This window comes from Allobosea sp. 01N443 (genome assembly GCF_056399325.1).
Map to the genome: position 1 here is coordinate 1 of NZ_JBFTRC010000043.1, position 19274 is coordinate 19274.

18 protein-coding genes, 1 tRNA gene and 1 pseudogene are annotated in these 19274 nt (G+C 63.6%); 15 read left to right on the forward strand and 5 right to left on the reverse strand.

All coding sequences use genetic code 11. The annotated features are described in order from the left end of the window. Positions 1 to 199: 199 nt before the first annotated feature. The gene (locus tag AC1DRP_RS13400) at positions 200 to 1345 is read right to left on the reverse strand and encodes a GGDEF domain-containing protein (protein WP_476768704.1); all 1146 of its coding nucleotides are present in this window, start codon (positions 1343 to 1345) and stop codon (positions 200 to 202) included. Between the two features lie 203 nt (positions 1346 to 1548). On the opposite strand from AC1DRP_RS13400, the gene AC1DRP_RS13405 reads away from it, so the two are divergent. The 4 genes from AC1DRP_RS13405 (at position 1549) to AC1DRP_RS13420 (ending at position 4907) form a co-directional block, all read left to right on the forward strand. Next, positions 1549 to 2238 (forward strand): pentapeptide repeat-containing protein, encoded by a 690-nt coding sequence (locus AC1DRP_RS13405; RefSeq protein ID WP_476768705.1) that lies wholly within the window; start codon positions 1549 to 1551, stop codon positions 2236 to 2238. A 141-nt stretch (positions 2239 to 2379) separates the two neighbouring features. Further along, a complete protein-coding gene (locus AC1DRP_RS13410) occupies positions 2380 to 2712 on the forward strand; it encodes an SMR family transporter (protein WP_441491764.1) in 333 nt (110 codons plus the stop codon). A 204-nt stretch (positions 2713 to 2916) separates the two neighbouring features. Then, entirely contained in the window at positions 2917 to 3741 is an 825-nt protein-coding gene (locus AC1DRP_RS13415) for an LssY C-terminal domain-containing protein (protein WP_441505581.1), read from the forward strand. A gap of 89 nt (positions 3742 to 3830) precedes the next feature. Continuing rightward, positions 3831 to 4907 (forward strand): AI-2E family transporter, encoded by a 1077-nt coding sequence (locus tag AC1DRP_RS13420; RefSeq protein ID WP_441505582.1) that lies wholly within the window; start codon positions 3831 to 3833, stop codon positions 4905 to 4907. 388 nt (positions 4908 to 5295) lie between these two features. On the opposite strand, the gene AC1DRP_RS13425 is transcribed toward AC1DRP_RS13420, so the two are convergent. Next, positions 5296 to 5514: a hypothetical protein gene (locus AC1DRP_RS13425; protein WP_441480139.1), complete on the reverse strand. Its 219-nt coding sequence runs from the start codon at positions 5512 to 5514 to the stop codon at positions 5296 to 5298. 471 nt (positions 5515 to 5985) lie between these two features. On the opposite strand from AC1DRP_RS13425, the gene AC1DRP_RS13430 reads away from it, so the two are divergent. Next, positions 5986 to 6966, forward strand: a complete 981-nt coding sequence (locus AC1DRP_RS13430) for a tyrosine-type recombinase/integrase (RefSeq protein WP_476768706.1) — start codon at positions 5986 to 5988, stop codon at positions 6964 to 6966. A gap of 179 nt (positions 6967 to 7145) precedes the next feature. On the opposite strand, the pseudogene AC1DRP_RS13435 reads toward AC1DRP_RS13430, so the two are convergent. After that, a pseudogene (locus AC1DRP_RS13435) lies at positions 7146 to 7316 on the reverse strand (sulfite exporter TauE/SafE family protein); the annotation flags it as partial. Positions 7317 to 7737: 421 nt separating this feature from the next. On the opposite strand from AC1DRP_RS13435, the gene AC1DRP_RS13440 reads away from it, so the two are divergent. From AC1DRP_RS13440 to AC1DRP_RS13465, 6 genes are all read left to right on the forward strand, one after another. Further along, entirely contained in the window at positions 7738 to 9153 is a 1416-nt protein-coding gene (locus AC1DRP_RS13440; protein WP_476768707.1) for a hypothetical protein, read from the forward strand. Beyond that, entirely contained in the window at positions 9150 to 9548 is a 399-nt protein-coding gene (locus AC1DRP_RS13445) for a hypothetical protein (RefSeq protein ID WP_476768708.1), read from the forward strand. The genes AC1DRP_RS13440 and AC1DRP_RS13445 overlap by 4 nt, the downstream gene beginning before the upstream one ends. A 189-nt stretch (positions 9549 to 9737) precedes the next feature. Further along, entirely contained in the window at positions 9738 to 11060 is a 1323-nt protein-coding gene (locus tag AC1DRP_RS13450; protein WP_476768709.1) for a plasmid recombination protein, read from the forward strand. A 290-nt stretch (positions 11061 to 11350) separates the two neighbouring features. Then, on the forward strand, positions 11351 to 11677 hold the full coding sequence (locus AC1DRP_RS13455; RefSeq protein WP_476768710.1) for a hypothetical protein: 327 nt from the start codon (positions 11351 to 11353) through the stop codon (positions 11675 to 11677). A gap of 266 nt (positions 11678 to 11943) precedes the next feature. Continuing rightward, positions 11944 to 12912, forward strand: a complete 969-nt coding sequence (locus AC1DRP_RS13460; RefSeq protein WP_476768711.1) for a DNA cytosine methyltransferase — start codon at positions 11944 to 11946, stop codon at positions 12910 to 12912. A gap of 39 nt (positions 12913 to 12951) precedes the next feature. Then, positions 12952 to 13824 (forward strand): NaeI family type II restriction endonuclease, encoded by an 873-nt coding sequence (locus AC1DRP_RS13465; RefSeq protein WP_476768712.1) that lies wholly within the window; start codon positions 12952 to 12954, stop codon positions 13822 to 13824. On the opposite strand, the gene AC1DRP_RS13470 is transcribed toward AC1DRP_RS13465, so the two are convergent. Beyond that, positions 13821 to 14270, reverse strand: a complete 450-nt coding sequence (locus AC1DRP_RS13470; RefSeq protein WP_476768713.1) for a very short patch repair endonuclease — start codon at positions 14268 to 14270, stop codon at positions 13821 to 13823. The two genes, AC1DRP_RS13465 and AC1DRP_RS13470, sit on opposite strands and share 4 nt — an antisense overlap. A 236-nt stretch (positions 14271 to 14506) precedes the next feature. Beyond that, positions 14507 to 14596, reverse strand: a tRNA-Ser gene (locus tag AC1DRP_RS13475). A gap of 622 nt (positions 14597 to 15218) precedes the next feature. Here AC1DRP_RS13475 and AC1DRP_RS13480 point away from each other — a divergent pair. From AC1DRP_RS13480 to AC1DRP_RS13495, 4 genes are all read left to right on the forward strand, one after another. Next, on the forward strand, positions 15219 to 16271 hold the full coding sequence (locus AC1DRP_RS13480; protein ID WP_476768714.1) for a septal ring lytic transglycosylase RlpA family protein: 1053 nt from the start codon (positions 15219 to 15221) through the stop codon (positions 16269 to 16271). A gap of 111 nt (positions 16272 to 16382) precedes the next feature. Continuing rightward, on the forward strand, positions 16383 to 17531 hold the full coding sequence (locus AC1DRP_RS13485) for a D-alanyl-D-alanine carboxypeptidase family protein (RefSeq protein WP_476768715.1): 1149 nt from the start codon (positions 16383 to 16385) through the stop codon (positions 17529 to 17531). Positions 17532 to 17543: 12 nt separating this feature from the next. Next, positions 17544 to 18194 carry a dTMP kinase gene (gene tmk / locus AC1DRP_RS13490; RefSeq protein ID WP_476768716.1) on the forward strand — a complete coding sequence of 217 codons (651 nt, stop codon included), beginning with the start codon at positions 17544 to 17546 and terminating at the stop codon, positions 18192 to 18194. Continuing rightward, the gene (locus tag AC1DRP_RS13495) at positions 18194 to 19264 is read left to right on the forward strand and encodes a DNA polymerase III subunit delta' (protein WP_476768717.1); all 1071 of its coding nucleotides are present in this window, start codon (positions 18194 to 18196) and stop codon (positions 19262 to 19264) included. Before tmk ends, AC1DRP_RS13495 begins: the two co-directional genes overlap by 1 nt. Positions 19265 to 19274: the final 10 nt, after the last annotated feature.

Genomic DNA, 19274 nt, shown 5'->3' on the forward strand with positions numbered 1-19274 from the left:
CAGAGCCCTCAGGCTCTCTTGACTATGCTGTATCGCTCGACGAACCGCCTCTGTCCAGAGCCCTCAGGCTCTCTTGACTATGCTGTATCGCTCGACGAACCGCCTCTGTCGTCGTGGCGCTCCCATGGTGAACCTGGCCCATAGCGCCTCCTTCCACTCACGCGAAAAGACTGCACCATCAAAGCCCGGGATCAAACAGCTAGGATCGCGCCGGCACTAACGTCGTGGCCGTGCGCGTACGGTTCCGTCCGGCGTTCTTGGCTGCGTACAGAGCCTGATCCGCGCGGCCGATCGCATGTGCGAGCGTCTCGCCACGGCGAAGCTCGGCAATGCCGAAACTGCAGGTCACCGTCCGATCGGGCGGCAGCCTGGGAAACGAGATCCTGGCGATTTCGCCCCGCAGGCGTTCCGCGAAATGGAAGGCTTGTTCTGCGGTCGTATCTTTGAGCAAGATGACGAATTCTTCGCCTCCGACGCGACCGACGGCATCGTTGCTGCGAACGGCGCTCCGGATGGAGGCTGCAATCGCGATCAGCACGGCGTCCCCGGCCGCGTGGCCATAGGCGTCGTTGATGCTCTTGAAATGATCGATATCGCAGGCGACGACGCTGAGCACCAATGGATGACGCGCCGCGCCCAGAGATTGAAACCGGCCTTGCAGGCCGCGCCGGTTCAACGCCCCCGTGAGCGGATCGGTATCGCGCTCCTTGCGCAGCCGGGCCGTCACATCCAGCCCTATGACGAGGAGCAGCCCAAGGCCCATCCCGACCCCGAAGACCGAGGCACTGAATTGCACCCAGGTCCAGAATCCGGACTGCAGGAACCCCGAAGCGGATGTTGCCGCGGCCAATTCGCTCGTCAGCAGCGTACGCAGGAAGAAATGCAGGCCAAACACCAGAACCAGCCAGAAGATTATCCTGTCGGTCGCGCTTCCCCGAGCAAGCGACCGCATGATCCAGGCGGCTGAGACGATGATGCCGCCGAGGCCGAAGCTCACGATATGGATGCGCACGATGAGGTTGCGGTCAATGTAATAGAAATAGCCGAGCGCGCCCATCACTGCGGCAAACCAGATGGTGAGGAACCAGCGAGAAGGGCGCCGGCCGGAGCGCACCATCACGCCAGTCACGAAGCCCAGCGTGCCGGAAACATAGAGCATTCCGTACAGCATCGTGTTCAACCCGAAATCGGCTGGAGTCCGTGTTGTCTGGACGAGCATCCCAAGGCCAAAGGCCAGGAACGCCTGCGCAAAATGGAGCAGATACCAGCTTCGGCGCTCGGCCAGCCAGACGGCGCAGAAGGTTGCTGCGAACAGAAACAGAATGGCCGTTGGTACGAGGTTCACGATGATCTGACTGCAGAGGCTGTCCGGTTCGAGATGCTGCTGCTCTCTACTGCCCCTGGGTAAACAATTCGCCGTCGCCGGATGTTCTGTCTGGCTCGCGAGCATCACTATCGGGGAGGGCGGCGACCCCAGAAGCAAGGGAGTGCGACGGCCCACGAAGGTGCTGAAATTGATCATCCGCCGGCCAGTTGCTACGGGAGCGCATGCCTGATGATCCCTTTCAGACCGTCGCGGAGCGGACCCTGCAGCGAGCCGATGTGGCAGCTCTCTCTGAGCTGCGCATACCGCACCATGTGATCGCGTGCGATCTTGATGAGGCGGACCTGTCGGGGCTCGATCTGTCGGGTTGGCTCTTCGAACGGTGCAGCCTCAAGCGCGCGAAGCTGAGAGGTACGAAACTCGAGCGGGTGCGATGGCTCGGCTGTCGGGCGGCCTTCGCAGATTTCATGGGGGCCGATCTATCGGACGGCCGGGTTCAGTCGGGAGATTTCAACAACGCCGTTCTGCGCCGGACGACACTGGTCTCGGCGTCCTTCGCGGGCTGCAAATTGACTGGCGCGGATTTGTCCGAAGCAAGGGCATTGGACTGCCGGTTCGAGGAGGTCCTGCTCGTCAGCGCGAAGCTTCCGTCGTTCAGCTTCCGCAAGACCACGCTCAGGAAAATCGATTTCAGCCACTCGGACCTGAGGAAATGCGATTTCCGGGATGCTGTCTTCGAGGATTGCAGTCTGATGGATGCGGCGCTGACCGGCTCGCGCTTCGAGGGGGCTGATCTTCGTGGCGCTGATCTGGGCGGACTGAGGCTGGTTGACGCCACGCTCTTTCGCGGCGCCACGATCTCTCGCCAGCAGGCTGGCCAGCTGCTCGCGGAATTGGGCTTGAAGGTGCGCTAGGGGGGGCAGCCTCCGTGGGGCATCTCGGGGAAGTGTCACCCTAACGTCCCCGGGGGACGCGTCGCCAGCGCCTCGGGCTGCTGCGGGTATCCCTTCGATCGGGAGCCTTGAGAGCGTCACACAAGGATGTTTAGGCGGGGTATGAACGCCTATCTTACTCTTGCCGTTGCCATCGTCGCCGAGGTCATCGCCACCTCGGCTCTCAAAGCGTCGGAGGGGTTTTCAAAACTGGGACCCACGGCCGTCGTTGCGGTCGGATATGGCGTCGCGTTCTACTTCCTGTCGCTCACCTTGAGGAGCATGCCTGTCGGGATCGCCTATGCCGTCTGGTCGGGCGCAGGTATCGTCCTGATCTCGGCGGTGGGGTGGTTTGCGTTCGGCCAGAAGCTCGATCTCTGGGCGGTGGTCGGAATGGGCCTGATCGTGACGGGCGTCCTGGTCGTGAACGTCCTCTCCTCCTCAGGCGGGCATTGAGCGCTTCTGCAGCCTGGCTAATTTCGCGCCCTGGCGCGCGGCCATAGCGCCAATACCAAGCATCCACTAGTATAGGGGGCAACGGGACCACCGGTTTGCCGCCCGCAAACAGTGCCGTCACTTATGTGGTTGTGTTCGGATGCCAAAATCCCCACGATAAGCAGCGATCGCGATTTCACCCAGCACCAGACGGGACCGAGAACGTTGAGACTGCTCGCGCGCCTCTTTCAGAGATTCCTCGTTCTCTGCCTGGGCGTCGTCAGCGTTTGGCTGATCGTCTTCGTCATTTTCGATACGGCAGACCACAGGCTGCCATGGATCCTGGCGGCAAGCCTGACCTACGGTCTGGCTGCCTATGTCATTCTGCCAAACGTGGTTCGAATGGGCCTGAAGGTTCTTCACCGCAGATTGATCCCCCGATACACGATCACCGGAGATGGTCTGCCCGGAGACCCTGTAAACCTCGTCCTCATCGGCACTCTTCAACAACTGCGCGATGCGTTTGCAGTAGCGGGCTGGTCGACGGCCGATCGCTTGGGGATAGCCAGCTCCTGGCGAATGATACGAGCGTTTCTGCTGAACTCGACCTATCCGACCGCTCCTTTCAGCACCCTCTATCTCTTTGGACGCAGGCAGGACATCGGCTTCCAGGAGCCCATCGACAACAGCCCGCGCAAGCGCCATCACATCCGCTTCTGGGCGCTGAGCCTCGCCCATTCCGAGGACGATATGACGGGAGCGAGCTTCTGGTTGAATACCGATAAGCCAGCGACCGACCGGCCTGTGTTATGGGTCGGCGCTGGTACCCGGGACACTGGGCTATCTCTGACCCGGCTGACGTTCCAGGTGACCCATGCGACCGATTCCGACACGAATGCGGAGCGCAACTACATAGTCGCCCAGTTGAAGGCAAAGCAGATGATCGGTGATGTCGTATTGCATCAATCCGGTACACGTTTGCAGACCGGAAAGGTCAACCACTACATTACCGATGGCGAGATCGCCTTCGCCAGCCTGATCGTGAACTGAACGGAGCGCTGCGCTCTCGCCGCTTTCCCCTGGGGCGGGCGCAACGAAGCCGGCAATCGAGTTCGAAACCGCATGTGCGCAGAACGTCGATGAGGATCGCGCAACCAGCCAAGTTCTGGATTGCGGTTTCAGTGGTCGCCTTGGTTGCGCTGGTGCTGTTGCGCCAAATCCTGCTGCCGTTTGTGGTCGGCGCTTTGCTGGCCTATCTGCTCGTCCCGGTGGTCGACAGAATGGAACGGTTCGGCATGAATCGTTCCCTTGCAGCTCTGACCGTCTTCTTGCCGCTGGTTGCGGGCTTCATTGCCTTTCTCCTGGTGATGCTCCCGGCCATCATTGGCGAATTCCGATTTTTCGTTGAGGAATTCCCCCGCTACCTCACGCGGCTCCAGTCGCTCGTGAGCGATGCGAGCGGCCCCTGGCTGCACAATGTCATGGGCGGCGAACTCCACCTCGAGCAATCCCCCGCCGATCTCGCCAAGTCGATGGGTAGCAGCTGGCTCGACAGCTTCCTTCGCTCGTTATGGTCAAGTGGGCTGGCCCTGGTTTCCCTTCTCTCGCTGCTCGTGGTGACGCCGATCATCGCCATCTATCTCGCCATCGACTGGCACCGCATGATGGCGGCGGTCGATGGCTGGTTTACCCCGGCGTATCGCGACGATGCTCGGGCGCTGGCGCGCGAAATCCACGATACGATCGCTGGCTTCGTGCGCGGCCAGGTGGTCATCTGCTTCGTTCTGGCCGTGCTTTATGCATCAGCCCTGAAAGTGGTCGGGCTCAACCATGCCATTGTGATCGGGCTCACCGCCGGTCTCATCAGTTTTGTTCCCTATTTCGGCGCGGCGACGGGGTTCTTCGTGGCGGCCTGYGTTGCCCTGGCCCAGTTCTGGCCGAATTGGGTGCCTGTCGCTGTCGTGGGCGGCATCTTCATCGTCGGAGAAATGCTTGCCGATTATGTGCTGTCACCGCGCCTCATCGGCCGTCGGGTCAACCTCAACCCGGTCTGGATGATGTTCGCGCTGTTCGCCTTTGGATGGCTGTTCGGCTTCATCGGCGTGCTGCTGGCGATACCACTTGCGGCATCGCTGGGCGTGATCCTGCGTTTCGCGTGGCGGCGGTCTCTGGCAAACTCGGGGCAGCAGGCCCGAGACAGGCCTGGCTCAGAATGACGAGAAGCCCGGGACAGGATCGATAAGCGGCGTGGCCTGTCGCCGAGGATGACAGCGAACCGGGCCTGTCCCATTTGGACCAATCGCGCGGCGCGATTTTCCGCGCCGTCTTCAAGCGTTCCTGGACGAAGAAGCGGAGCTTCAGTGCTGGGCGAAGGCCGCAGCCATACACGATGCCGGGCGTTGGACGGCTTAGGCCCATGGCCAGCATCCGCAGCGACAGTCAATAATGCCGTCTGCAACCCGACATCTTGACCGCACTGCGACGGCGGACAGGAGACGCCGCTGCATGCGCACATGCAGCGGGAACGGATTTACGGTCAGGCCACAGGTTTGGGCTGAAATCGAGCGCGCCGCCAACGCGGGATACGTCGCGGAGCCAGCCTGCTCACATCCATTGAACGATCATCCCAGGCCCTAGCTGGTGAATGTCGATCTCCGCATCGCTCAGGCGGCGCTGCAGCTTCAGTTTGAAGTTGGGCAACAAGGCCGAATGATTGGCCAATAGTGCGACGGCGGCCTCGCCTGATTCTGCTGCGACGAAGAAGACCTGGCGGGCGCTGTCGCCCTCCGATGTCACTTCGATCTGGAATGCCTTCAAATCCATGGACGCCCACCCCTGCCTCGCTGACGAGGCGGTAGCACGCTCCTCAACTCGCAGCCACCGACCGACGCTCCGATCTTTGCATCGCTATGTATGGCTGGGGCGAATTGGGATGAAAATTAGAGCCGCAAGGGGGAGCGCATTTCGCTATGCGTTACAGCAAGGAACAGCTGGCAAGCATAAGTGGCGGAAGGGGTGGGATTCGAACCCACGGTGGGCTTGCACCCACGGCGGTTTTCAAGACCGCCGTTTTTAACCGTATTTACAGGCCTTTTTTGGATGCTATAGCCTCATGTTGCGCTAATGTTGCAGATCGGGCGGTGAATGGCCAGTTTGGTGAAGCGGGGCGGACGTTGGACGGCCACGGCTCGGGTTCCAGAATCCTTCAAAGGGCCGGTGGCCGCGAGGTCGATTGCGGCCACATTCCGTACCAAAGCAGAAGCTTCGTTGTGGGCGGATTCAACCGAGTCTTCGATGCGGCTGGGGACCTGGACGGACCCGCGTCTGGAGGAGCGGAAATCTTCAGGGCGGTGGGAGGACCGTCCGCTCCGGGACACTCTCGAGCGCTACCAGCTTCAGGTGACGCCGACGAAGAAGGGAGAGGCTCAGGAAACGACCCTGCTTGATCGGTGGATGAAGCATGATCTGGCTTCTCGACCGATGCGGACCATCACTCGATCGGACGTCGCAGCCTATCGCGACGAGCGCGTCGCCGCGAAGAAGGCGCCATCAACAATAAAGAATGAAATCAATACGTTAAGTGCCGTTTTTAGCTACGCGAGAACGGACTGGGGTTACGACGTCGAGAACCCGGTCCGTGATCTGACGTCGCGCCGGCGAGGCGCTATGCCGAAAGGTCGTCCCGGGCGTGATCGCCGCTTGCTCGATGGTGAGCAAGAGCGGTTGGAGCGGGCCTTGCTCGCAGGCGGCGATGGCCAGGACATGTTGGCCCTGTGGCGCGTACTTCTGGATACCGGCATGAGACTGGGTGAGGCGGAGAGCCTTACGGCAGGGGCTGTGCGCAAGGGCGATCGAAGCCTGATGCTCGCCGAAACCAAGAACGGTAGCGCGAGGGAGGTGCTGTTGTCCGATCGAGCGTGGGCCGATCTCAGCGCGCATGCCGAGGGCCTCGACGACGCCGAAGTTCTGTTTCCGGGCCGCGGGACCATCGACTTCAGGTGGAAGCTCGCGAGAAAGGCCGCGAAAGTTAAGGGGTTCCGAATCCACGATCTCCGGCACGAGGCTCTCTCAAGGATGGCAGCGCGCGGCGTCGACATCAAAACGATGATGGCGCAGTCCGGCCACAAAACGCCTGCGATGCTCCTTCGGTACTTGAATCCCACGCGAGAAGAGCGCCGCCGAGCTCTGTTCGGGGAATCAAGTCCACCGCCTGACGCGGCATCGAATCCCGCGTCGGTAAAGGCCGATCCGGGCGCGGAGACTTCCGCATCGTAACGCCCGGATCGGCCGGATTCAGTTATCCCGGGACAGGTCAATCCTTCGCGGCCGGAGAGTGCCGGCGGAGCCGGCGCGAACCGGCCGCCATCGACGACGCCCCCGCGAGGGGCGTGAGGCCCCCTTGGAGGGGGCCGGAGCCGGATCCTATGGTCCGGGGGTGAAGTAGACGTCGTTTCCTATCGGGCGTGCTTCCAGACCTTCACGGCGGAGATGACGAGGATCAGGGCCAGTCCCGGAAGCAACAGGCTGGCCGGGACGACGCCGAGCAACTGGCCACCGATGAAGGCGCCGACGATGGACCCGGCGGCCATCGCGAGCAGGAAGGTCTTGTTCCGGCCGATCTCCGATCAGTGCGCCGGAGTCGAGGGCAATGGTGATCTTGAGCCTCGCCATGTGGCTTCCTCGACCGCATGCCCGTTCCGGGCGACGCCTTCGGCTTGTGCCTTGCACCGCCGGCGGTGAACATGATCACGGCGCCGGTCATAGGGATGGGGATCCCTCGCGGCGCCGTGCACTAGGTAAGGTCATGTTCGTCACCGGCAGCGCACAGGTCAACCTTCCCCGTCGTTACGGCGGGTGAGCCCCCGGCTCGGACACTCCGTTCCGAGCCGACGTCCTCGCCTTCCCTCCGAAGCAAAATTCGTTGACGCGACCAGCGTCCGCCTCGCGAAATCAGACGGAAAGGCTCCATCGGCGCCTTCTCCTGGCTGGACGCACGACACTGTCGTCGCGGCAAACACCGGCTGGGAACTCGATCCGGAATGCTGGGTGGTATCGGACGCCCGGCGCGCGGTGCTGGACGGCCAGACACATCATCTTGCCGCCCTCTTGGAGGAAGCAGGAGTTCCGGCCCGCCAAGATGCTTCCGTGGTGGCGATCGGGGCCGTCACCGGCATCGTGACGCCAGTCTCCCCTTGGCGGCCGATCCGGTTCTTGCCTGCGGTCGCGTCTCGCGATCGCCGCCCAATGCTCAACGCCCTGCGGTACTGGATCGAGAAGGTGCACCCGCGAAGCCGGTATCTTCGCTACGGGGTGATCACCCACGGTGATCTCGTGCCGGCTTTCGGAGACCTTCGGAAAGCCCTCCAGACGTTGGCGCGCGACGTCTCGAAATGGGCGGATGAAGCCGACGAACGGTATGGGATCGTGGTCCATTTCCGCGGCTCCGAGTTCACCAGAAAATCAGCGACCGAACGCGAGCTTGATCCGGAGCGATACCCTGGCGACCCGGTGCTGTATCACCCGCACGCGAACGTGCTCTTGGAGCCAACGCGGCTTCTTCCGAAGGAAGGGCCCGGCTCATGGAGCAAGTTCCTAGAGTGGACACATGAGTTCTTCGGCGCGCATTGGGAAGATAACGGACGCATCAAGAACGTGCGCGAGTTGGTCAAATACGTCGTCAAGCCCGGCGATCTGGTCGAGGGCGCGAAGCCCCTCGACTCCCGGGAGGCGCGATGGCTGCATGAATCCCTGTTCCGATTGAACTTGGCCCAGCCTCTCGGCGCGTTCCGTACCTACTGGAAGACACTGGCGGACAGTAAGAGGAAGGTAGCCGCCGTCCGTGCCAAGAACGGAAGGGGGCGGCTCCACGTGGTCCCGAAGGCCACTCGCCTCAACCATTCGCGGCCTCGGCCGCATCAGCAATCGGGCGATGAGTGCAATGAGGGCGTGGCGGCCAAGGCCGCCAGCTTGGGAGCGCCGGCGAACACGATCTTGGGCGTGACGCTACCTCAATGGAAACACACTCCGTGGGCCGAGCCTTTGATCCTGGTACAGAACTATGAGCCGAAGCCTTGGGGGCAGGCTTCGAAGGATCGGCTGGCAGAGGTTGACTACGAACGGCATGCGGCCCGGAAGGCATGGGACGCGGCAGGAGCACCGGAACCGGCCGTGGCACTTCGGGTGGCTCGGGCGTGGCGCGCGGGCGGCAAGGCAATCGTGACGCCGTTCCGCCGCGACCCACGGGAGGCCGCGGCGGGCTCCTATAGAGTTCACAACAGTAGCTTAACTGTCCGGGATGAAGTGCGGCACGAAGGGGGTGTCGAAAGGAGTCATCGGCCTCCTGACCTGGGGGGAGCGACGTTCCTGAAGCTTCCCGGAAGGCCTTCCATCGAAATCGAAAGCACCTTCATCAACATCTTCGACGCTCCGGAACGGAGCGAAGGGCGAGGCGTGGCAGCATGACGTTAACCCTGGGCGAAAGTCGGGGGCTCCATTCCCTTCATGGGCTCTCCAGGAAGATCGCGGCGGCACGCTGCCGCGATCAGGAGAACGCGATGGGGAAGGTCATCAGCATCCGGCCGCAGCCGACGACATCGAGGTGGGGACGGATGCCGGACGGTAGCTATCTGTCGGAAGCGACGCTCACGAGTCCCATGTTCTGCGTGGGGCTGGAAGTCCGTCGCGATGCTGGACGGTGGGCGTGGCTCGTCGCCGACAGCGACGGCGAAGGCGACGTCACCGTGGTCGTGCGGAGCGGGCATGCGCCGTCCCTCGCAAAAGCCCGATCACTCGCGGAAGGCGCGGCGGCGGCGGTTCTGGATGACGCTGTGCGATACATCGCAGGCCGGGCGGCGTAACCGTATCGGCTTGCCGGAGCGAGAACGCGGGGCGACCTTCGGGTTCCCCCGCGTTCTCGCTCCGGGATCCCCTCGGGAGAGGCCCCGGCAAGGCCCGCGGAGCGCCCTCGGAGAGCCGACGCCATGCAATGGCGTTAGTCGGTCACTAAGACCTTCCGCCGGCGGTCCCGCGAGCTCACGCTTTCAGGCATGGGCACGACAGGATTCCAGTTCATCCATTTGGAGGCATACTCCCGCAAAGCCGACACGGCCGGACGCTCGGTATCGTGGGTGCTCGATGAGGCAGCGCGCGCCCCCGGAGCATGCCCGCATGTGTCGGCACCGGCAGCACCTGAGATCGTCTTCGGCCTCCCCGTCGAAGAGGTCCGTCGCCGCCACGATGAAGCCTGCGCGGGGGCGAAAGCCATTCTTGCGAACGGGAAGACTCGCGCGATCAGCAGCGGTCAGAAAACCATGCTGACGGTGGTGGCCAGCCATCCCGCTTCCATGAATTCGGTTCATGCCGATCCTGGGATCGCGGCCGACGTCGCGGCGTGGGAGGCCCGCACTGTCGCTTGGCTCCGGGCTCAGTACGGAGACGGACTCGTCTCGGTCGTGCGGCATGTCGACGAGTCCCGTGCTCACATCCATGCCTATATCCTTCCCGCCGATCTACGGGCTACACACCTCCACCCCGGGACGGCCGCCAAGCGCGCGATCGCGATTGCCGGCCCGGGGGAGGGCGAGGATTCGAAGACACTGAATCGTCGCGGTGATGCGGCGTACCGGCAGGCGATGAGGGAATGGCAAGATGGGTATTGGGAACAGGTGGGCTTGCCTTCCGGGCTTGCGCGTCTCGGCCCAGGCCGAAGGCGTCTTTCGCGATCGAAATGGCAGGCTGAGAAGGCCGCTGCCGCCGCGACGAGGCAAGCTCTCAATCGTGCCGCGCAGATCAACGCCCGAGGCAGTGAGTTCGCCGCCAAGACGATGACGGATGCGGCAGCCGTGATTGCCGCGGCGCAAGAGAAGGCAGTGGCTGCACAAGCGCTTCACGACACCGCCGAGGTCCGCGAGAAACAGGTGGCGGCCATCTTCAGCCGTGCTGATCGGCAGGCGACGGAGGCGAAAGCCCTTCACGCTACCGCCCAAGCCCGCGAAAGGAAGGCGTCCGAGACTCTCTCTCGTGCCGGCCGGCAGGCGGAGCGGATCGTCGCCGKGGCTGAGGCACGGGCATCGCTTATATCTTCGTTCGGTTCCAGGCTCCGATCGCTATGGGATGGACTGCGCCGTTCCTCGATCATGGAGGCTGCTCGCCGGGCAGTGGCAGCCGACCTTTCCCGTGAGCGAGCCCGGGCGGACGAAGCTGCGCGGCGAGTTCTCGAGGAAGCTTCGCGGAGGCAGGAATCGGAGCGCCGGGCGCGCGCGGCGGCCGAGGCTGCGCGGGTATCCGCGCGCGAACGTGACCAGGCGCGGCAGTCGCTTGCCGCGATGCGGCCTGCGGCTCCGGAGGCAGGCAGGAGGATGGGACGATGATGCGGAACAGGGGGAGGACGTGCTCGGAAATAGCAGCCGCGCGCGGGCGCCATGCTCGTGAGCGGAGACGGTCTGCGGGAGAATCACCTCTTCGCGGGGAAATCGTGTTCGGCATGACCTGGCTGGCAAGCCTGATGGCAAGTCTGGCACTGGCTCCGTTCCGAATTCGCTCCGCCGGATCCCGGGATCCGGTCACCTACGTTCCGACGCCTCGCGAGCTCGGTGTGCCCGGCCCGCTGCGACACCGGCCAAGTGGACGTCTGCATGGGCGATACCGCGCGGCGCCGAGCATGAGCCGCATCCTGCGCGACTTGAAACGTCCTGCGGCGCACGACGCCGCCACGTCGGCGCTCATGGCGCGGATCGGCGGCGACGCCATCACCCTCGGGTGGGTCGTCGCGATGGTGGACGCGGGCGGCATCTGGCGGTTGGCTCTCCACGCTCGTCCAGGAGTCCCCGATGCCGACGTCGTTGCCGCGTGGCAGGCCGAGGCCAGAGCCGATCGGGCCGCGGCCGAAGCCGAAGCCGTCGCAGCTTTGAAGGCCTCGATTGCCGCCGCGAACGCAGCCGAGGGGAACGACGATGGCGGCCATACGTTCGCCCCGCCTCGGCCCTGAATCCCATGATGGATCACCCCATCCAACCCAAACTTTGCGTCCTACATGCTTCCTACGGCCTCGTTTCAGCGACTGAGAAGCGAAATAGGGAACTTGATGCCCTTTACGGCCTCGACCCTGCACCCGCCAACCGCTGTGCGACCGCGTTACCGTTCTGTCAGCGATTGGCGGTATCCTGTGATTCCGCTGAGTCGACTGGGACCTTTTTCTTGACGTCCTTTCAGCCGTGAGCTCCAGCTTCCTTACGAGCGGTCCGAGGAAAACAAATGCGCAATACACTGACATCATTGGAGCTTTGCGCGGGTGCGGGGGGGCAAGCTCGTGGCCTCGAATTGGCTGGTTTCGATCATGCCGGCGTGGTCGAGCTGGACGGCGATTGCTGCAAGACGCTCCGCCTGAACCGGCCTGAATGGACCGTCCACGAGGAAGATCTGAACCTATTCGATGGTCGGGCCTATAAGGGCATTGACCTTCTAGCCGGGGGGCTTCCGTGCCCTCCATTTTCCGTTGCGGGAAAGCAACTCGGCAAAGACGACGAGCGCAACCTATTCCCGGCGGCGATCCGGCTCATTGATGAAACTCGGCCGAAAGCCGTCATGATTGAGAACGTGCGCGGTTTTCTCGATGCCGTGTTCGAGGACTACCGTGGTTACATCAAGGGCGAGTTGCACAAGCTGGGCTACGAGGCTCACTGGCGGCTTCTGAACGCTTCGGATTATGGCGTACCCCAGCTCCGCCCGCGCGTCGCTATCGTAGCTCTCCGGAACGACATCAAGGACGGCTTCGACTGGCCCACTCCGAACCCGCATGACGCTCCAACTGTCGGCCAGACGCTGATTGACCTGATGGCCGCGAATAAGTGGCGAGGCGCGAAGAAGTGGGCCGCGGGTGCCGACGAGATAGCGCCGACGCTCGTCGGCGGATCCAAAAAGCACGGCGGCCCAGACTTAGGTCCGACTCGCGCACGCAATGCTTGGGCTTCGCTTGGGGTCAACGGCAAGTCGCTCGCAGAGGAAGCCCCGGAACGCGACTTCGTGGGTATGCCCCGACTGACCGTGCGCATGTGCGCGCGCATCCAAGGTTTCGATGACCAGTGGATATTCCATGGCCGGAAGACCGCCGCCTACAGGCAGGTCGGCAACGCGTTCCCGCCCCCAGTGGCCCGAGCGGTTGCAGAGAAGCTGAAAGCGGCCATGGAACGGCGCTCTACCTACCCCGTTGCGGTTCCGGCCTGAGATCTATTCGCCACAAGTCATGTCCGCTAGCTTGCGGGCATGGCTCACCAGCCCCTTGATTCGCATCATCCCGATTTCCCTTCCGTAGCCCCGATCGTGGAAGCGATCCTTGCTGCGGCCGGCGGCCTCTCCGAGTTTGAGGTACGTGTTCCTCTGCTCCTCCGGACGGCCATCGATGAGGTGGTAGACGCTCCAAGGACAAAACGCTTCCTGCTCAACGAGACCGAGAAGACCGAAAAGACATATCTCGGGACCAAAGTCGAAATCCTGATCCGCTCCTATCTCGGTTTCGAGAAGGGTTCGATTTTGGACATGAATGTCAAAGGCGCAGAGGTTGATATTAAGAACACGATGGGATCCAATTGGTCGATCCCCAAGGAGAAYGTCGGCCGTCCTGCTCTTCTCATCAGGTCGAGCGAGTTGCATTCCGTCTGCGACGTGGGTGTCGGAATTCTTCACGATTCGTATCTGCGCGCCGGCGAGAACCGGGACACAAAGCGCGGTCTGGCCGCGGCCCACTTCAAGGACATCTGGTGGATCCTCAGGCAGCACCCCTATCCGGTGAACTTCTGGCAACTCCTCACGGTGAAACAGCGGCAGCAACTGATTAGTGCGGGTGGAGGTACGAACCGCTTGGCTGCGTTGTTTGAACTGGTCCAGCGTCGGCCGATATCGCGAACGCAGGTGCAGGCCCTTGCCCAGCAGCATGACTACATGAAACGTATCCGGCGAAACGGCGGAGCCCGGGACATCCTGGCTCCGAAGGGCATTGCGCTGCTTTCCGGAGCATACGACCACGCAGCAATACAGGTGCTTGGCCTCGGCATTGTCACACGAGAAGAGTTTATCTCGGTCATGCCAAAAACTGATGCCGAACGCGCCATCCTTCGCGACGCAGGTTACATCGACTAGCCTCTGATTTCACGGTTCTCAGTGCCCGCGCGCAGCCACTCTGCCGCTTGGCGAGCAGTGTCTTCAAGCGCAGCGGTTCCCTTTCGTCGGAAGGAGCATTCCCAAATAACGAGATGCCGCCAGCCAGCTACCTCCACCGCGGCCAGGTTGCGCGCATCTCGCTCCCGGTTCTTCTCGATCTTCGGAGACCAGTAAGCTTGATTGGTGGCCGCGGGCTTTACTTCCCCGCAGTCATGTCCGTGCCAATAGCATCCGTGGATAAAGATCGCGGCTCGATGTTTCCGGAACACCATGTCTGGCTTTCCGGGAAACTGACCCGAATGGAGTGAGTACCGGAACCCCATGCCGTGCAGTGCCCGTCGGATAGCGAGTTCCGGCCCGGTATCTTTGGCCCGGATTGCGGACATCATCCGCGATCGGACCTCCTTAGTGACAGTGTCGACCATCGAGTTGTCCGAGATTGGGGGTCTGTTGAGCCGACCGGGCTCCCGAATCTCGACGCCATTTTAACGCGGCCTGGGGGGCAACTTGGCGTCGGAAATGCGGTGAGTCGCTGTCTGGAGCCGCTGCAACAAGAATCTTGTTGCAGCATTGTTGCAGCCCGGAACGTGCCCTCGCCAAAAGGTTGTAGCTCTCAGCTGTTCCCGTCAACAGAATTTGCTATTATTCTACCAAGGGTTAGTGGCGGAAGGGGTGGGATTCGAACCCACGGTGGGCTTGCACCCACGGCGGTTTTCAAGACCGCTGCCTTAAACCACTCGGCCACCCTTCCGGTTGGCCTGTCATTGCCGGGTGCGAGGCGTTTTTGCAAGTGCGATGACGTCAGGCCAAAATGAGTTCCCCGTTGCAGCGTCCGGATCAGCCCGCCACGAGCAGGTGAGTCGGGCTGGCGTTGGGCGGGCTAGGCACGGAGATGTCCCAAGCTGRCAGACTGTGCGCCGGATTTGGCGGAGCTCCGCCTCAAGGGCGTCTTGACGAGTGTTTGGCCGCCGATAGGGCCATTCCCAGGGGAAAATCACCGCCGAAAGTCGCCAAATGACAGCGTTGCATTGTGGCAACGCCTGTCCGAAAAATGGCGGCGGAATGGTCGCGGGTTGACACTTGCCGCATTTCGGACACCTTTGTGCCCGCTCAAGGGCATCCTAGATGCCGGATCGGGGCATTCGCGCTCGGCGAGTCGCCCGTTTAACGATCCCTTTACAGGATTGACCGAAAACTTCGGCTTCGCCGCAGGATGCGGCTTGGCCGGGCGATGGCTTTCGGCRCAACGACGGACGACCATAATGATGCGAGGCGCAAGCTCTTCGGCTCCGGCATTGGCCCGTGTGGTAACCGACTCGGACAGAGCTTCCGCTTCCTCCCCCCTTGCTCTTCGTGCCGCGCGGCTTGGCTGCGTGGCACTCGCAGGTCTCCTCCTTGCCAATTGCGCGAATGATCAGGTTGCGCGTCGCAAGTCGAAGGAGATTGGCGCATTCCCCTCATCGAAATACGGCCCCGCCAGCCCCCGGGTTGTCGCGGACGGCCAGCCCGTTCCGAAGGGCGGCGGCCGCGAACTCGTCGGCAAGTCCTATTCCGTCGCGGGCAAGCGCTATACGCCTTATGAGAAGCCGGTCGGCTACACCGCAGTGGGCACCGCGTCCTGGTATGGCGAGGCCTTCCATGGCCGCCGCACCGCCAATGGCGAGGTCTATGACCGCGAAGGCATCAGCGCCGCGCACCCGACCATGCCGCTGCCGGCCTATGCCCGCGTCACCAACCTCCTGAACAACCGCTCGATCATCGTCCGCGTCAATGATCGTGGCCCTTACCATGGCGGCCGCGTCATGGACGTGTCGCAGAAGACGGCCGACGCGCTGGCCTTCCGCCATCTCGGCACGGCTCGTATCAAGCTCGAATATCTCGGCCAGGCCTCGCTTGGCGGCTCCGACGACCGGCTTCTGCTTGCAACCCTGCGAACGGATGGTATGCCGGCTTCGATTCCCGGCACCAGCGCCCCGACCATGGTCGCGAGCAACGCCGCGGTTGCCACCAACCGCACGGCGAGCCCGGATCTCGAGGACCCGCGCGACGAGCAGGCTCGCCAGCCTGTCGTCGAGGCCCCGGCGGCTCCGCAGCCGGTCGTGCAGGCCTATGCGCCGCAACCCGTCCGCACCATCGCGCCAGGCACTCCTGTCGCCGCAACGCTGGTTTCGACCTCGTCGAGTGCCGGCATCCCGGTCCGCGGCGCTCCGCTGCCGCCGAACCGTCCCTTCGACCTCGACACCATCGCCAATGCTGCGACCCCGGTTCTGCTCCGCCCGGCCGTCCTGCCGCCACGGCCGCCGGCATTGCGCACCGCCAGCCTGTTCGCCGCTCCCGAGCGCGCCCCGGCCGAGCGTTTCGCGCGGAATAACCCGCTGGCACGGGATCTGGTTCCGCAGACATTGCGGCCATTATCCCGCAATTGACGCGTATCGGGCTTGACCGGCTGAGCCCCGCTCTGCTTCAGATCGGGGCATGAACCCGCCCCGCTATCGCAATTCGATCGCTACGAGATTTGCGGCCGCCACACGCGCGGCGTGGCGGCTCTCTTTGTCCTGGCGGCTTCGGCTCCCGCGCTGGCCCAGAGCTTCCAGTCGCTCGCTCCACACGCGATTCTGCTCGATTCGGCCACCGGCGCGGTGCTTTACGAGAAAGCCGCGGACGAGCTCATGGTCCCGGCGAGCCTTGCCAAGCTTGCGACTGTCCTGGTGGCATTCCAGGAAATCGCGCAGGGCCGGCTCACTCTCGACAGCGAGATCGGCATTTCCGAGAACGCCTGGCGCAAGGGCGGCGGCATTTCCGGCGGCTCGACCATGTTCGCGTTGGTCCATAGCCGCATCAACCTCTCCGATATCCTGCAGGGCATCATCGTCCAATCCGGCAATGACGCCTCGATTGCGCTCGCCGAGGCGATCGCCGGAGATGAGGCGAATTTCGCGCGGTTGATGACCGAGCGGGTGCGTGCGCTCGGCCTGACCAAGTCGGTCTTCCGCAATGCGACCGGCATGGGCGACCCCGAGCAGAAGGTCACTGCCCGCGAGTTGGCGCGGCTGGCGGATCACATCATCAAGACCTACCCGGAGCTCTACAAAATCTTCGGGCAACGCGAGTTTACCTGGAACAAGATCAGGCAGCAGAACCGCAATCCGCTGCTGACCATGGATATTGGCGCTGACGGCCTGAAGACCGGCAATATCGATGAAGCCGGGTTCGGCCTGGTCGGTTCGGCGGTGCAGAAGGGGCAACGGCTGATCGTCGTGGTGAACGGGCTGAAGTCGGGCCGCGACCGTGCGCAGGAAGCGCGCAAGCTGCTCGAATGGGGCTTTCGCTCGTTCGAACCCCGCCAGCTCTTCGCCGATGGCGAGATCGTCGGCGAGGCCAGCGTCTACGGTGGAGCCAAGGGGCGGGTCGGGCTCAAGGCCAAGGGCCCGGTGAGCCTGCTGCTGCCGCGCGGCAGCAGCGACCGGTTGAGCGCGCGCATCACCTATCGTGGGCCGCTGACCGTTCCCGTCCAGGAGGGCGCCGAGGTCGGGCGGCTCCTTGTCACACGCGGTGAAATAAAGACGCTGGACATTCCACTCTACGCGGCCGAGACGGTCGAGGCCGGCAGCCTGCAGAGCCGCGCGCTCGATGCGCTGATGGAGGCTGCCACTGGCTGGGTGCGCAAGGCGCTCGGCAGGACCTGAGCGGCACGTGTCATGACAAAGGGACGTTTCATCACGCTTGAGGGCGGAGAAGGGGCCGGCAAGTCGACGCTGGCGCGCGCGCTCGCCACGCAGCTCGAGGCCGCGGGCATCCGTTCGGAGTTGACGCGCGAACCCGGTGGTTCGCCCAAGGCGGAAGCCATTCGCGAAGCCATTCTGTMGGGCCGGGTGAAGCATCATGGGCCCTTCATCGAAGCGCTGATGTTCTCGGCCGCCAGAATCGACCATATCGACCAGCGCATCCGGCCGGCACTTGCGCGGGGCGACTGGGTGATTTGCGACCGTTTCATCGATTCGACGCGGGTCTACCAGGGCACGCTTGGGCGCATCGATCCCAAGCTGCTGGCGGAACTGGAACAGGTCACCATCGACGGCCTTACGCCGGATCTGACGCTGATCCTCGATCTCGACCCCAGGGTCGGCCTCGCTCGCGCCGCCCGTCGGCGGGCGCCCGGCGAGGGCAAGGACCGCTTCGAGGGCGAGGCGCTCGCCTTCCATCGCAGCTTGCGCGCGGCCTATCTTGCAATCGCCGAAGCCGAACCGGCGCGCTGCTCGGTGCTTGATGCGACGCTCGCTCCGGAGGATCTGGCCCAGGCCGCCTGGGCGGTCGTGCGCGAGCGCCTGCCGCTGAACCAGGACGCCTGATGCGCGAGAGCAGCAACGAACCGGACCGCCTTCCCGATGCGCCGCATCCGCGCGAGACGCTGGCGCTCGTCGGACATGCGCGCCAGGAGCGGAGTTTCCTGGATGCGCTGCGCTCAGAGCGCCTGCATCACGCCTGGCTTCTCGGCGGTCCCGAAGGCATCGGCAAGGCGAGCTTTGCCTATCGTGCGGCGCGCTTCCTGCTGGCTTCGGGCGATCCGCTGGCGCGCGCCGGCTCGGTGGAAAGCCTGGCGATGCCGGAAGAGGATCCGGCGACGCGGCGCGTGATGGCCCAGTCGCATCCCGACCTGCATCTGCTGCGGCGAACGGTGAAGCCGGACGGCAAGGGCGTGACCAGCAATATCCCAGTCGATTCCGTCCGCCGCGTCATCGACCGGTTCGGAACGAGCGCGGCCGAAGGCGGTTGGCGTGTCTGCATCGTCGACAGTGCCGAGGACATGGATCGCTCCAGTGCCAATGCGCTGCTGAAACTGCTCGAGGAGCCGCCGCCGCGCGCCCTTTTCCTGATCGTTGCCCATGCGCCCGGACGGGCGCTGCCGACCATCCGCTCGCGCTGTCGGCTGCTGACATTTGATGCGCTGGACGAAGGCGCGGTTGCCGAGGCCGGCCGGCTGGCGCTTGAGCGGATGGGATCGCCGTTCGACGCCTCCGCATTGATGCGCGCCGCAGCACTCGCGGACGGTTCCGTACGGCGTGCCCTGACCTATGTCTCCCCGGAGACGCTGGCGCTGGTCGAGGCCGTCAGGGCGCGTCTCGATGCCTTGCCGGGCGTCGATCTCACCGCGCTGCTCGCGCTGGCGGAAGATGTCGCGGGCCGCGCCGGCGAGAGTGATTTCGCGATCATGATCGACACCATTCAGAGCTGGCTCGCCGCGCATCTCCATGCGCATGCCCATGCCGGCGCGGCTCGCCTTGCACCGCTGGCGGAGGTATGGGAGAAGCTGGGTCGCGCGGCCCGCGAGGTGGAAACCTACAATCTCGACCGCCGGCCGCTCGTGATCTCTATGTTTCATGATCTGTCGGAGGCTGTTCGCCGGTCGCGCGCAGCTTGAAAGCGAACCG

What these genes read in the sequence shown, in the direction of transcription:
- AC1DRP_RS13405 (WP_476768705.1), top strand. Translation starts at nt 1,549, where the DNA reads ATGCCTGATGATCCCTTTCAGACCGTCGCGGAGCGGACCCTGCAGCGA.
- AC1DRP_RS13410 (WP_441491764.1), top strand. Translation starts at nt 2,380, where the DNA reads ATGAACGCCTATCTTACTCTTGCCGTTGCCATCGTCGCCGAGGTCATC.
- AC1DRP_RS13425 (WP_441480139.1), bottom strand. Translation starts at nt 5,514, where the DNA reads ATGGATTTGAAGGCATTCCAGATCGAAGTGACATCGGAGGGCGACAGC.
- AC1DRP_RS13430 (WP_476768706.1), top strand. Translation starts at nt 5,986, where the DNA reads ATGCGGCTGGGGACCTGGACGGACCCGCGTCTGGAGGAGCGGAAATCT.
- AC1DRP_RS13445 (WP_476768708.1), top strand. Translation starts at nt 9,150, where the DNA reads ATGACGTTAACCCTGGGCGAAAGTCGGGGGCTCCATTCCCTTCATGGG.
- AC1DRP_RS13455 (WP_476768710.1), top strand. Translation starts at nt 11,351, where the DNA reads ATGAGCCGCATCCTGCGCGACTTGAAACGTCCTGCGGCGCACGACGCC.
- AC1DRP_RS13460 (WP_476768711.1), top strand. Translation starts at nt 11,944, where the DNA reads ATGCGCAATACACTGACATCATTGGAGCTTTGCGCGGGTGCGGGGGGG.
- AC1DRP_RS13470 (WP_476768713.1), bottom strand. Translation starts at nt 14,270, where the DNA reads ATGGTCGACACTGTCACTAAGGAGGTCCGATCGCGGATGATGTCCGCA.
- AC1DRP_RS13495 (WP_476768717.1), top strand. Translation starts at nt 18,194, where the DNA reads ATGCGCGAGAGCAGCAACGAACCGGACCGCCTTCCCGATGCGCCGCAT.